The following is a 13757-nucleotide window of genomic DNA, read 5'->3' as shown; positions in this document are numbered from 1 at the left end:
ATGTTCCGCACCAGCGACATCGTGCTCATCGCCGTCATGGTTTCGGCCGCGGCCTTTACCTACAAGACCAAGCACGAGGCCGAAGACCAGCTTGCGACGGTGCGCAAGATCGAGGCGCAGATCCGGTTCGAGGAGGATTCGATCGATCTCCTGAAGGCCGACTGGAGCCTTTTGACCCAGCCCTCGCGGCTGCAGAAGCTGGCTGAGATGTACGCGGCCGAACTGGAACTGCAGCCGGTCGAAGCGCACCAGATCGTCGGGCTCGACGAACTGCCGGTGCGTCCGATGGAAATCCAGGATTTCTCGACGGAGCGCCTCGGCGGCATGGCTGAGAGCGAAACCGACAAGGTGATAACCGGAGCGGTGGTGCAATGATGAAGCTCTGGCGCAGGCGCGCTTCCGAAGCCGAGGCGTCGACCGCCTCGATCGTCGTCGACGGGGCGCGCAAGTCGACAGGCGGACGGGCAAGAACCCGCGTCGTCATGACCATGGCGGTGTTCTTCGGCATCTACGCCACGATCGCGGGCCGGCTCGTCTATCTCGGCTTCGAGGATGCCGAAGCACCTTCCGGGCCGGAGAGCCGGATCACCGCATCGCGGCCCGACATCGTCGACCGCAATGGAGAGGTGCTGGCGACCGACATCAAGACGGCGTCGCTGTTCGCCGAGCCGCGGCGCATCGTCGATCCCAACGAGGTGATCGAAAAGTTGTCGCTGGTGCTGCCCGATATCGAGGTCGAGCAGACCTACCATAAGCTGAAGAGCGGGGCGGGCTTCGTCTGGTTGCGCCGCCAACTCACGCCCAAGCAGCAGAACGACATCATGCAGCTCGGAATTCCGGGCATCGGCTTCCGCACCGAAAAGCGCCGCTTCTATCCGGGGGGCGAGACGGCGTCGCACATTGTCGGGCTGACCAACATCGACAATAAGGGCATTTCGGGCCTGGAAAAATACATTGATGACCAGGGGCTCGCGGATCTGCAGGCTACGGGTCTCGCCGTCGCCACGGACCTGAAACCGGTCAGGCTGTCGATCGATCTTCGCGTCCAGCACATCGTGCGCGACGAAATTTCCCGCGCGATGGAGAAATACCACGCGATTGCAGCCGGCGCTGTCGTCCTCAACGCAAAGACCGGCGAGGTCATGGCGATGGCGTCCGTGCCCGATTACGATCCCAACAATCCCTACAACGCGCACGACAAGGACCGGCTGAACCGCATGTCGGCCGGCACCTACGAGATGGGCTCGACGATCAAGAGCTTCACCACGGCGATGGCGCTCGATTCCGGCAAGGTGACGCTGGAAAGCCGGTTCGATGCGTCACGGCCCATTACGATCGGCAAACAGACGATCCGGGATTTCCACGGCAAGGGCAGGGTGCTGACGGTTCCGGAAGTGTTCATCTACTCGTCCAATATCGGCTCGGCGCGCGAGGCCGACGTGGTCGGCATCGAAGGCCACCGCGAATTCCTTCACCGCATGGGGCTCCTGGAGCGGATGAACACCGAGCTTCCGGAAGTGGCGCGTCCGAGCGAACCAAAAGTCTGGAAGAAGGTTCATTCGATCACCATCGCCTTCGGCCACGGCATGTCGACAACGCCGTTGCAGACCGCCGTCGCCGCCGCTGCGCTGATGAATGGCGGCAAGCTTATCGATCCGACCTTCCTGCCGCGCACGGAGGCCGAGGCCGACGCGATCGCCGAGCAGGTGATCAAGCCCAAGACCAGCGAGGACATGCGCTACCTCTACCGGCTGAACGCGGAAAAGGGCTCAGGCAAGCGCGCCGAGGTTCCCGGCTACCGCGTCGGCGGCAAGACCGGAACCGCCGAAAAGGTCGTCAACGGCCGCTATTCGTCGAGCGTGCGGTTCAACGCCTTCCTTGCTGCGTTTCCGATGGACGACCCGCAATATATCGTCTTGAGCATCATCGACGAGCCGAAACCCGAAAAACCGGGCATGGGCGCAACATCCGGCCTGAATGCCGCCCCGATCGTCGCCAATATAATTCGCCGTTCCGCCCCCCTGCTTGGCGTGAAGCCAGAATTCAGCCATGAAAGTAAGGCTACGCTGGTTTCGTACCAATGATTCTCAAGGCGCGCCGGCGAGAGCGCGCCATTTGTTTGTGACGAACGGGATTCGATGAAACTCAAGGACCTCGCCGGTATCCTGCCTGTCGAACGGGATCAGTCCGGCGAACTGGAAATCAGCGGCGTGTCGTCGGACTCGCGGCTGATCAAGCCCGGCATGATATTCGTGGCCGTCGCCGGCACGAAAGCTGACGGCGCGACCTATGCGGCGGATGCCGCAAGCCGGGGCGCCGCGGCGATCATTGCTGCCAAGGGCGGCAATCTTTCCGGGCTTCCAGTGCCGGTGATCGGCGTCGAAGACCCGAGACTCTCGCTCGCACTACTTGCGGCGAAGTTTTATCCTAGGCAGCCCGAAACGGTGGTTGCGGTGACCGGCACCAGCGGCAAGACCTCGGTGGCGGCGTTCACGCGGCAAATCTGGGAGCAGACGGGACTCGCGGCCGCCAGCATCGGCACGACCGGCGTGGTCGCGCCCGGCCGCAACGAGTATGGCTCACTGACCACGCCCGACCCTGTGGCGCTTCACAAGCTCCTGGCCGAACTTGCGGATTCGGGCGTCATGCATGTGTCCATGGAAGCCTCAAGCCACGGCCTCGACCAGCGCCGGCTCGACGGCGTCCGGCTTGCGGCGGGCGGCTTCACCAATCTCGGCCGCGACCACATGGACTATCATCCGACGGTCGAGGAATATCACCGCGCCAAGCTTCGGCTGTTCGAGTCCCTGCTGGCCAAGGATGCGCCGGCGGTCATCTTCGCGGACGATCCGTGGTCGGAGCCGACGATTTCGTCGGCGCGGGCGGCGGGCCTGAATGTGCTGACCGTTGGGCGGCATGGAACTTTCCTGCAGTTGAAGCGGGTCGAGCACGAGCGTTTCCGCCAGCGTGCGGAAGTGGAAGCCGACGGCCTCATCCACGAGATCGACCTGCCGCTCGCGGGCGACTTTCAGATCTACAATGCGCTGGTCGCGGCAGGCCTCGCGATTGCCACGGGCACACCGATCGGCAGAGCGCTTGCTGTGCTCGAAAGGCTGAAGGGCGCGCCAGGCCGGCTCGACCTGGTCGGAACGGCTGCCAACGGCGCTCCGGTCTATGTCGACTATGCGCACAAGCCCGATGCGCTCGAAAATGTGCTTGCTTCGGTGCGCCCCTTCACGACAGGCCGCGTCATCGTGGTGTTCGGTTGCGGCGGCGATCGCGACCGCGGCAAGCGCCCGATCATGGGCGAGATCGCGACGCGGCTGGCCGACGTCGTCATCGTCACTGATGACAATCCGCGGTCGGAAGTCCCGGAAACAATCCGGGCGGCGATACTCGCCGCCGTGCCCGGCGCGATCGAGATTCCCGACCGGCGCGCCGCCATCCACGAGGCGGTGGCGATGCTTCATCCCGGCGATACGTTGATCATTGCCGGTAAGGGCCATGAAGAGGGCCAGACGATCGGTTCGGAGACATTCCCGTTTTCCGACCATGAGGAAGTGCGCAAGGCGCTGGAGGAGCGCGCCGCATGAGCTATTTGTGGACCTCGGACGCGCTGGTGGCCGCGATGGGCGGCCGGCCCATCGGCCAGATGCCGGAAGGGGTCTCCGGGATTTCCATCGACAGCCGCAGCCTGAAGCCCGGCGAAGCGTTCTTCGCCATAAAGGGCGAGGCCATGGACGGACATGACTTCGCGACGGCCGCCGTCAAGGCGGGCGCTGGGCTGCTTGTGGTGGCGGAAGGCAAGCTGCCGGCGCTCGGGCGGCTGACCGCGCCGATGATAGTGGTGCCCGACGTGCTTGCGGCCCTCGAAAAAGCCGGCATCGCGGCGCGTGCGCGCACCCAGGCCAAGATCATCGCGGTGACGGGTTCGGTCGGCAAGACGACCACCAAGGAAGCGCTCCGGCATGTGCTCTCGTCGGTCGGGAAAGTGCATGCGTCGGACAAATCGTTCAACAATCATTGGGGCGTGCCGCTTACGCTGGCCCGAATGCCGGAGGATTGCGACTACGCTGTTTTCGAAGTCGGGATGAACCATCCGGAGGAAATCCGCCCGCTGGCGCGGATGGTGCGGCCGCATGTCGCCATCGTCACGCTGATCGCGCCGGCGCATCTCGGCCACTTCAAGAACCTCGACGAAATCGCCCGCGCGAAGGCGGAGATATTCGAGGGCATCGAACCGGGCGGCTATGCTCTGATAAACCGCGACGACCCGCGCTGGAAGCTTCTGGAAAAGCTGGCGCGCGACGCGGGCGTGGCCCATATCGTCGGCTTCGGCGAGAACGCGCGTGCCCACTTCAAGCTGATGCGGCATGAACTCTTCGCCGACCGTTCGACCATAGCGGCCAAGATCGGCGGCAAGGAGACCACGGCCGAAATCGGCGCGCCGGGCAGGCATATCGTGCAGAATGCGCTCGCCGTGCTGGGCGCGGCGCGATTGGTCGGTGCAGACCTGGGCAAAGTCGCCGCTGCACTCGGCAGCCTTACGGCCGAAAGCGGGCGCGGCAAGAGGCATACGCTCCAGCACCCGGACGGCCCGTTCGCGCTGATCGACGAGAGCTACAATGCCAATCCCGTGTCGATGAAGGCGGCGATCGATCTTCTCGCTGCTACGCCGATCTCCGGCAAGGGAAGGCGCGTTGCGGTGCTGGGCGATATGCTGGAACTCGGTAGCCATTCCGCCAAGCTGCATGCCGCGCTTGCGGAACCCATTGCAGGCGCCGGCATCGATCTGGTGCTGATGGGTGGGCCGGACATGAAGGCGCTCGCCGAAGCGCTTCCGGATGCGATCCCGAGCGAATACCGCGTCAGCGCCGACGAACTCAGGCCGGTGGTGTTCGAGAAGATCCGCCCGGGCGACGTAGTCATGGTCAAATCATCAAAGGGCATCGGCTTCGCCAGGCTGGTCGATGCAATGATCAAACAATTTCCGGCGGACGCCGGACGCGCGATGCCAGGCTGAGCGCAGTATCCGGGGGACGCATGTTAACACTGCTTGTCAATTTTGCGGACCAGGTCTCGGTCTTCAACATATTCCGCTATATCACGTTCCGAACGGGTGGAGCACTGATCACAGCGGCGCTGATCGTCTTCATCTTCGGACCGATGATCATCAATTCGCTGCGCATCCGCCAAGGCAAGGGCCAGCCGATCCGCGCCGACGGGCCGCAGACGCATTTCAAGAAGGCCGGCACGCCGACAATGGGCGGGCTGATGATCATTTCGGGCATTGTCGGCTCGTCGCTGCTGTGGGCCAACATAACCAGCGTCTATGTCTGGGTGGTGCTGCTGGTGACGCTGGGCTTCGGCACGATCGGGCTCTACGACGACTATCTGAAGGTGACCAAGCAGTCGCATCTCGGATTTTCCGGCAAGGCGCGGCTTGGCATCGAATTCCTGATCGCCGCGATCGCCGCCTGGGCGATCATGCACAATGGACAGGAGCCGTTCTCGTCGTCGCTGACCTTTCCTTTCATTAAGGATTTCCTGATCAATCTCGGCTGGTTCTTCATTCCGTTCGCCTGCTTCGTGATCGTGGGCGCAGGCAATGCCGTCAACCTGACCGACGGGCTGGACGGGCTGGCGATCGTGCCGATCATGATCGCCGCCGCCTCGTTCGGCGTCATCGCCTACCTCTCGGGCAATGCGGTATTCGCCGAATATCTGCAGATCCACTTCGTGCCGGGAACCGGCGAACTGGCGGTCATCCTCGGCGCGGTGATCGGCGCGGGGCTCGGCTTCCTATGGTTCAACGCGCCGCCGGCGGCGATCTTCATGGGCGACACCGGCTCGCTGGCGCTCGGCGGGCTGATCGGCACCATCGCGGTCGCCACCAAGCACGAAATAGTCCTGGCCATCATCGGCGGCCTGTTCGTTATGGAGGCGCTTTCGGTTATCATTCAGGTCGGCTTCTTCAAGATGACCGGCCGGCGCGTGTTCCTGATGGCGCCCATCCATCATCATTTCGAAAAGCTCGGCTGGACGGAAAGCCAGGTGGTGATCCGCTTCTGGATCATCGCCGTCATCCTGGCGCTGGTCGGGCTCTCGACTCTAAAGCTGCGATAGGGATACGCAATGATTCCAGCGCGGTCGTTCAGTGGAAAGCGTGTCGCACTCTTCGGGCTAGGCGGTTCTGGGATAGCGACGGCGCTCGCCTTGATCGAGGGCGGAGCGGAAGTGCTGGCGTGGGATGACAATCCACAAAGCGTGGCAAAGGCCAATTCGCATTCGATCGCCACCGGCGATCTGCGCTCCGCCGAATGGCGGGGATTTTCTTCCTTCGTGCTATCGCCCGGCGTGCCGCTGACGCATCCAAAGCCGCATTGGGCCGTGGAACTGGCGCGTGGCGCGGGCGTGGAGGTGATCGGCGATATCGAGCTGTTTTCGCGCGAGCGAATGGCCCGCGCCCCGGACGCGCCGTTCATCGCCATCACCGGCACCAACGGCAAATCGACGACCACGGCGCTGACCGCGCATATCCTGAAATCCGCCGGGCGCGACACTCAGATGGGCGGCAATATCGGCCGCGCGGTGATGACGCTCGATCCGCCGAAGCCTGACCGCCACTATGTCGTCGAGTGCTCGTCCTATCAGATCGATCTCGGTCCCTCGATCAATCCGACGGCCGGCATATTGCTCAACCTGACGCCCGACCACCTCGACCGCCACGGCACGATGCAGCATTACGCCTCAATCAAGGAGCGGCTGGTCTCGGGCAGCGATACGGCGATCATCGGCGTTGACGACATCTATTGCGCTCAGATCGCCGACCGGCTGGAACTGGTTGGCAAGGACGTCGTGCGGATATCCAAGCGGTTGCCGCTGACCGACGGCTATTTCGCTGACGGCACCGATCTTATGGAAGCCAAAGACGGACGCTACAGCCGGATCGCTTTTCTCGAACGCATTGGTTCGCTGCGCGGCCAGCACAATGCGCAGAACGCGCTGGCCGCGGTCGCGGCGTGCGTGAGGGTCGGACTCGAACTCGGCGAGATACAATCCGGGCTCGAAAGCTTTCCCGGGCTGGCGCACCGCATGGAGCAGGTTGCCTGTAAAGGCCATGTGCTTTTCGTCAACGATTCCAAGGCTACCAATGCCGATGCCGCGGCGCCCGCGTTGTCGAGCTTCCCGCGCATCTACTGGATTGCTGGCGGGTTGCCGAAGGAGGGCGGCATCGAGCCGCTGCGCTCATTCTTCCCGCGCGTCGCCAAGGCCTATCTGATCGGCGAGGCTGCCCCGGCTTTCTCCGCCACGCTCGGCGAGGCGGTGCCTTACGAAATCTCGGGCACACTGGCTGCGGCCGTGGAGCATGCGGCGCGCGACGCGGCGCTGGACGATGCCGGCGAGGCGGTGGTTCTCCTGTCGCCGGCCTGCGCCAGTTTCGACCAGTTCAAGAATTTCGAGATTCGCGGCGAAGCCTTCAGGCAAGCTGTGAATGCTATCGAGGGTGTCAGACCTATCGGAGGACTGAACTGATGGCTAGCCGGCTGGACAGGAGCCCTGTCGCGACATGGTGGTGGACGGTTGATCGCTGGTTCCTTGCGGCCTTCCTGTCGCTGATGGGACTGGGGATCATCCTGTCGTTTGCGGCGAGCCCGGCGGTGGCCGAGCGCATCGGCCTCGGCAGCTTCCATTTCGCGACACGGCAGATCGTCTTCATGATCCCGGCTCTGGTGGCGATGATCTCGGTATCGTTCCTCGAGGCGAGAGAGGTGCGGCGGCTGGCGCTGGTAATGCTGTGCGGTTCGCTCCTGCTGATGGTCGCGGTGCTCTATATCGGCGTCGAGGTGAAGGGCGCGCATCGCTGGATCTCGCTCTTCGGCATGTCGATCCAGCCATCCGAATTCATGAAGCCCGGCTTCGTCATCGTCTGTGCGTGGCTGTTTGCCGAGCATGCGCGTCAACCCGACATTCCCGGCAATCTGTTCGCTGTGATCCTGCTCGGGCTGGTGATGGCGCTGCTGGTTGCCCAGCCCGATCTCGGCCAGACCATCCTCGTCGTCGGCACCTGGGGCGTGATGTTCTTCATGGCCGGCATGCCCTGGCTGTGGATCGTCGTGATCGGCGCGATCGGGGCCGCCGGTGCGATCAGCGCCTACACAATTTTCCCACACGTGGCGGGCCGCATCGACCGCTTCCTGACCGGCGAGGGCGACACGTTCCAGGTCGACATGGGCCGCGAGGCGGTCGTGCAGGGCGGCTGGTTCGGCGTCGGACCGGGCGAGGGCACGATCAAGCGCGTCATCCCCGACAGCCACGCAGATTTCGTCTTCGCCGTCGCCGGCGAGGAGTTCGGCATCGTGCTCTGCTTCCTCATCCTCGGCATCTTCGCTTTCATCGTGCTGCGCGGGCTGAACACGGCGCTGAAGGAGCATGACGACTTCACCCGCTATGCGGTGGCCGGGCTGGTCGTCGTTTTCGGCTTCCAGTCGATCATCAATATGGGCGTGAATTTGCAGATGATGCCGGCCAAGGGCATGACCTTGCCGTTCATTTCCTATGGCGGCTCGTCGCTGATCGCCATCGCCATTTCGATGGGCATGGTGCTGGCGCTGACGCGCAAGAAGCCGGAGAAACGCAAGCAGCTGGGTTTCCCCGAGCTCTCGCGGCGGCCCGCGCCGGCGGAATAGAATGGCCAAGGGCACGATCCTTCTCGCCGCCGGTGGCACCGGCGGCCATCTGTTTCCTGCGGAAGCTCTGGCGCACGAGCTGATCGAGCGCGGCTGGCGGATCGATCTGGCGACCGACGAGCGCGCGGAGCGCTACGCCGGGCATTTTCCGGCGGCGCACATCCATCCTGTCGCCTCGGCCACTTTCGGCTCGCGCAATCCGCTGGCGCTTGCCGGCGCCTTCTGGACCATCTGGCGCGGCGTCAGGCAGGCCTCGGAAGTGATCCGCAAGATCCAGCCCGCCGTGGTGGTCGGCTTCGGCGGTTATCCGACGCTGCCGCCGCTCTATGCGGCGACACGGCGGCGCGTACCGACGATAATCCACGAGCAGAATGCGGTGATGGGCCGCGCCAACAAGGCGCTCGCCGCCCGCGTCGACGCCATCGCCGGCGGCTTCCTGAGCGAGAGCGCGGGCGGCGCCGGCGCCAAGATCGTGATCACCGGAAATCCGGTGCGCCCGGCGGTCATCGAGGCGGCGAAGACGCCCTATGCTCCCTCCGGCCCTTTCGCGCCGTTCAGGCTGCTGGTGTTCGGCGGCAGCCAGGGCGCGCAGTTCTTTTCCGAGGCGGTGCCGCCGGCCATCGCGGCGCTTCCCGCAAGTCAGCGCAGCCGGCTGAAGGTGACGCAGCAGGCGCGCGCCGAGGACGTTGCGCGCGTGCGCTCTGCTTATCACGAGATCGGCGTCGAGGCCGACGTTCTGCCGTTCTTCACCGATATGGCTGCAAGGATGGCGGCGGCGCATCTGGTGATATCGCGATCCGGCGCGTCGACGGTTTCGGAGATCGCGGTGATAGGCCGGCCGGCGCTGCTGGTTCCATATCCGCATGCGCTGGACCACGACCAGGCGGCGAACGCCGCAGCGCTCGCGGCTGCCGGTGGCGCGCAGGTGCACCCGCAATCGACGCTGTCGACAAAGGCGCTGATGTCGCTAGTTGGCGGGCTTATGGAGAACCCGGGCAAGCTCGGCTCGATGGCGGCGGCCGCCAAGCTGGCAGGCAGGCCGGACGCGGCGCGGTTGCTCGCCGACCTGACAGAGGCTATTGCGTCGGGCAAAGCGGTAGCTGAATTAAAAAAGGGAGCGCGGCCATGAAGATGCCGCAGACGATCGGCCTCGTCCACTTCATCGGAATTGGCGGCATCGGCATGAGCGGCATTGCCGAGGTGCTGCACAATCTCGGTTATCGCGTGCAGGGCTCCGACCAGGCCGAAAGCGCCAACGTGCAGAGGCTGCGTGACAAGGGCATAGAGTGCTTCGTCGGCCATCGCGCCGAAAATGTGGGCGACGCCGAGGTGGTGGTCGTTTCCACGGCGATCAAGAAATCCAATCCCGAACTGATGGCGGCGCGTGAAAAGCTGCTTCCGATCGTTCGGCGTGCCGAGATGCTCGCCGAACTGATGCGCTTCCGGCAGGCGGTGGCGATAGGCGGCACGCATGGCAAGACAACGACGACTTCCATGGTGGCGACGCTGCTTGACGCCGGCGGGCTCGACCCGACCGTCGTCAATGGCGGCATCATCAATGCCTACGGCACCAATGCGCGCATGGGCGAGGGCGAGTGGATGGTGGTGGAGGCCGACGAGAGCGACGGCACCTTCCTGAAGCTGCCGGCCGACATCGCGGTCGTCACCAATATCGACCCCGAGCATCTCGACCATTATGGAACGTTCGACAAGGTGCGCGAGGCCTTTCGCCAGTTCGTCGAGAACGTGCCTTTCTACGGCTTCGGCGTGATGTGCACGGACCATCCGGAAGTGCAGGCGCTGGTGTCGCGCATCGAAGACCGCCGCGTCATCACTTATGGCGAGAACGCCCAGGCCGACGTGCGTTTCGCGCGCCATCGCATGGACGGCGCGGTGTCGGAGTTCGACGTGATCATCCGTAACCGCAAGACCGGCGCGGAGGAGACGATCGGCGATCTGCGCCTGCCCATGCCCGGCCGCCACAATGTGGCCAACGCCACGGCGGCGATCGCGGTGGCGCATGAACTCGGCCTCTCCGCCGAGGCGATCAAGCGCGGCCTTTCATCCTTCGGCGGCGTCAAGCGCCGCTTCACGCGCACGGGTTCGTGGAACGGCGTGCAGATATTCGACGATTACGGCCACCATCCGGTCGAGATCAAGGCGGTGCTCAGGGCGGCGCGCGACGCCACCGGCGGCCGCGTCATCGCGATAGCGCAGCCACATCGCTTCACCAGATTGCGCGACCTGTTCGACGACTTTTCCGCCTGCTTCAACGATGCCGATACGGTGATGGTGGCGCCGGTCTATGCGGCGGGCGAGGACGCCATAGACGGCGTCAGCTCCGACGCGCTGGTCAGCCGCATCCGCGCCGGCGGACATCGCGACGCGCGCTTCGTAGAGGGTGCTGCGGCGGTCGCACCGATCGTGCGCGACATAGCCAGGCCAGGCGACTTCGTTATCTTCCTTGGCGCCGGCAACATCACCCAATGGGCCTATGCGCTGCCGAAGGAACTCGGCGGGGAAGCGGCATGAACCGCGGCGAGGCGCTGCTGGCCAGGCTCGGCGACCGGCTCGCCGGGATCCGGGGCCGCATCACGCCCAATGCCGAGATGGACAAGATCACCTGGTTCCGCGCCGGCGGCATTGCGGACGCGTTGTTCCAGCCTGCCGACGAGAAGGATCTCGCCGCCTTCCTGAAAGCCGTTCCAGCCGAAATTCCGCTGACTGTCGTCGGCATCGGCTCGAACCTTTTGGTGCGCGAGGGTGGCATTCCGGGCTTCGTCATCAGGCTTTCGGCCAAGGGCTTTGGTGAGGCCGAGGCAATCTCGAAGACGCAGATACGGGCAGGCGCCGCCACGCCCGACAAGCGGGTGGCGGCCGTCGCGCTCGAAGCCGGCATAGGCGGCTTCCATTTCTTCCACGGCATTCCCGGCGCGATCGGCGGGGCGTTGCGCATGAACGCCGGCGCCAACGGTGTTGAAACGCGCGAGCGGGTGGTGGAGGTCAGGGCGCTCGACCGCAAGGGCAAGGTTCACACGCTGACCAACGCCGAGATGGGCTACGCCTACCGCCATTCCTCCGCGCCCGCCGAACTGATCTTCACCTCGGCGCTGTTCGAGGGCTATCCGGAAGACAAGGCAAAGATAAAGGCCGACATGGACGCCGTGCAGCACCATCGCGAGACGGTGCAGCCGATCCGCGAGAAGACCGGCGGCTCGACCTTCAAGAATCCGGAAGGCACGTCTGCCTGGAAGGAGATCGACAAGGCAGGCTGCCGCGGGCTGATGATCGGCGGGGCGCAGATGTCGCCGATGCATTGCAACTTCATGATCAACACTGGCAACGCGACCGGCTACGACCTTGAATTTCTTGGTGAAACCGTGCGAGCGCGGGTGCTCGAACACTCCGGCATAAGGCTGCAGTGGGAGATCAAGCGCATCGGCAATTTCAAGCCGGGGCATGAGGTGGATGAGTTTTTGGGGCGGTTGCTGTAGCGCGACTTCAAGTCGGATGGCGTCTGGGCATTAGTGGCTCGACACGTACTTCGGCTAAGGGTGGTGAGCAGTCACCCAAAGCGTGCTGCGTTGCAGATACTCATTCGCGTTCATATGTCCTCTCCTTCGCGCCAATCGCGACGGAGAGACCCGTCTCGACGAACTGCTACCCTGGCGCTACGCTGCAACCGCAGCGTAGCTGGCTGTCACACTGAAACGCCAGAGAACGCGCGATTGAAGGTGTACATTAACAGGCGGGTCGTTGACGAGGGGCGGACCGCCCATTGCAGCGCGATTTGGAAACCCGGCGACGTGGGCGCCTGTCAATGAGCGGCGACGATTTCGATGGCTTGGTCGAAGTGACCATTTCTCTCCGCCCAGCGCAGGAAGCCCACTTGTTGCACGAGTATCTCCGCAGGGGTTGGCTTCTCGCCGAACAGTGTCATTGTCTCTTCAATGAACTCGTCGAGGGCCATAAACCCCTCGCGGTTCGACTGGCCGGGCTCGAGCTCGGTTCGAACCCCCGGAGGCGCGAGTTCAATCACCTCGACCTTGCCTTTGAGCTGCTCACGCAACGAGAGCGTATAGGAATGGAGCGCCGCCTTGCTCGCGCAATAGGTCGGCGTTCCGCTCAGCGGCACGAATGCCAAGCCCGACGTCACATTGACGACCGCGGCATCTGGCTGGCGCGCGAAATGATCGATCAACGCATTCGTGAGGCGGATCGGCCCCAGGAGATTTGTGACAATCGTCTTTTCGGCATTGTGCAAGTCACGGGTCCTGGTCAAATCCTCCCGGCGCATGATGCCGGCATTGTTGATCAGCACATTCAGCGACGGATAATCGGCGAGGAGCTGCCCGGCGCACGCGGTAATCGCTTCCGGATCCTCCATGTCCAGTGTGATCGCGAGCATACCTTCGCGGCCGGCGATCGTTTGCTCGAGCACCTCTTTACGCCGACCGGCGACAATCACCGTGTTCCCGAGCGCGTGGAAGCGCGCCGCCAGTTCGCGGCCGATGCCGGACCCTCCGCCCGTGATGAGAATCGTGTTTCCTGCGGTTTTCATTGTTCTTCCTCGATTTCTGATAAAGTGTTTCCGAAGGTGAGCGGCGGCTTGAGTGCGGGGTGACTCTGGAGTGGCCGAAGAAACTCCCTTCCGCACTTCGTTCCAGCTGTCATCGGCGGCCGTACAGTCTTCATGAAGTGCGAAGCCGCTCGCGCCGGTATTGCCCAGCTCCGTGCGGCGGCACGGAGCTGTTTTGAATCAACTGAGTCGCCGCCCTTCCGAATCTGTGCCGTCCAGCGTTAGTAGATCGGCAGATCGCCGCGAGGTCGTTGTGTCAGCGCGAGCAGCTTCTTCAGCCTCGGCATAACGCCTGCCGCAAAAGGCCGGCAGTCGCGGGCATGGCACGTCAGCACCTGGTGCAGCCCTTGCTTCTGCTCGGTGCAGATGCCGCCAAAGCATCTGCACCGCCGTATTGCTAAGGACGATAGGCAGCCTTGACCCAACTTGAACAGTTGGAGGTGAACGGATAGCGAACACTGTTCGTTAAGCTATTGAATTCACTTGCC

The 13757-nt window shown here is 63.8% G+C and carries 11 protein-coding genes; 10 read left to right on the top strand and 1 reads right to left on the bottom strand.

The features are described from left to right. Genes ftsL through murB form a run of 10 tightly spaced genes read left to right on the top strand, consistent with a single transcriptional unit; the run spans nucleotide 1 to nucleotide 12184 of the window. Nucleotides 1–375 carry a cell division protein FtsL gene (ftsL, locus tag G6N73_RS05385; protein ID WP_165024438.1) on the top strand — a complete coding sequence of 125 codons (375 nt, stop codon included), beginning with the start codon at nucleotides 1–3 and terminating at the stop codon, nucleotides 373–375. Next, the gene (locus G6N73_RS05380) at nucleotides 372–2084 is read left to right on the top strand and encodes a peptidoglycan D,D-transpeptidase FtsI family protein (protein ID WP_206078678.1); all 1713 of its coding nucleotides are present in this window, start codon (nucleotides 372–374) and stop codon (nucleotides 2082–2084) included. The genes ftsL and G6N73_RS05380 overlap by 4 nt, the downstream gene beginning before the upstream one ends. 54 nt (nucleotides 2085–2138) lie before the next feature. Continuing rightward, the gene (locus G6N73_RS05375) at nucleotides 2139–3593 is read left to right on the top strand and encodes a UDP-N-acetylmuramoyl-L-alanyl-D-glutamate--2,6-diaminopimelate ligase (RefSeq protein WP_165024434.1); all 1455 of its coding nucleotides are present in this window, start codon (nucleotides 2139–2141) and stop codon (nucleotides 3591–3593) included. Then, nucleotides 3590–5023, top strand: coding sequence for a UDP-N-acetylmuramoylalanyl-D-glutamyl-2,6-diaminopimelate--D-alanyl-D-alanine ligase (locus tag G6N73_RS05370; RefSeq protein WP_165024431.1), 1434 nt, complete (start codon nucleotides 3590–3592; stop codon nucleotides 5021–5023). Before G6N73_RS05375 ends, G6N73_RS05370 begins: the two co-directional genes overlap by 4 nt. A gap of 20 nt (nucleotides 5024–5043) precedes the next feature. After that, entirely contained in the window at nucleotides 5044–6126 is a 1083-nt protein-coding gene (mraY, locus tag G6N73_RS05365; RefSeq protein WP_165024428.1) for a phospho-N-acetylmuramoyl-pentapeptide-transferase, read from the top strand. A gap of 9 nt (nucleotides 6127–6135) precedes the next feature. Continuing rightward, nucleotides 6136–7536, top strand: a complete 1401-nt coding sequence (gene murD / locus G6N73_RS05360) for a UDP-N-acetylmuramoyl-L-alanine--D-glutamate ligase (RefSeq protein WP_165024426.1) — start codon at nucleotides 6136–6138, stop codon at nucleotides 7534–7536. Beyond that, a complete protein-coding gene (ftsW, locus tag G6N73_RS05355; RefSeq protein ID WP_165024423.1) occupies nucleotides 7536–8690 on the top strand; it encodes a putative lipid II flippase FtsW in 1155 nt (384 codons plus the stop codon). Before murD ends, ftsW begins: the two co-directional genes overlap by 1 nt. 1 nt (nucleotide 8691) lies before the next feature. Continuing rightward, entirely contained in the window at nucleotides 8692–9819 is a 1128-nt protein-coding gene (murG, locus tag G6N73_RS05350) for an undecaprenyldiphospho-muramoylpentapeptide beta-N-acetylglucosaminyltransferase (RefSeq protein WP_165024421.1), read from the top strand. After that, nucleotides 9816–11222, top strand: a complete 1407-nt coding sequence (murC, locus tag G6N73_RS05345) for a UDP-N-acetylmuramate--L-alanine ligase (RefSeq protein ID WP_165024418.1) — start codon at nucleotides 9816–9818, stop codon at nucleotides 11220–11222. The genes murG and murC overlap by 4 nt, the downstream gene beginning before the upstream one ends. Next, nucleotides 11219–12184 carry a UDP-N-acetylmuramate dehydrogenase gene (murB, locus tag G6N73_RS05340; RefSeq protein WP_165024360.1) on the top strand — a complete coding sequence of 322 codons (966 nt, stop codon included), beginning with the start codon at nucleotides 11219–11221 and terminating at the stop codon, nucleotides 12182–12184. The genes murC and murB overlap by 4 nt, the downstream gene beginning before the upstream one ends. 323 nt (nucleotides 12185–12507) lie before the next feature. Here murB and G6N73_RS05335 read toward each other — a convergent pair whose 3' ends face one another. Next, nucleotides 12508–13251: an SDR family oxidoreductase gene (locus G6N73_RS05335; protein WP_165024358.1), complete on the bottom strand. Its 744-nt coding sequence runs from the start codon at nucleotides 13249–13251 to the stop codon at nucleotides 12508–12510. Between the last annotated feature and the right edge of the window lie 506 nt (nucleotides 13252–13757).

This window comes from Allomesorhizobium camelthorni (assembly GCF_011045125.1).
In the GTDB taxonomy this organism is placed as follows: domain Bacteria; phylum Pseudomonadota; class Alphaproteobacteria; order Rhizobiales; family Rhizobiaceae; genus Allomesorhizobium; species Allomesorhizobium camelthorni.
The sequence above is the reverse complement of the archived record's forward strand: the minus strand, read 5'-3'. Positions and strand labels throughout refer to the sequence as shown.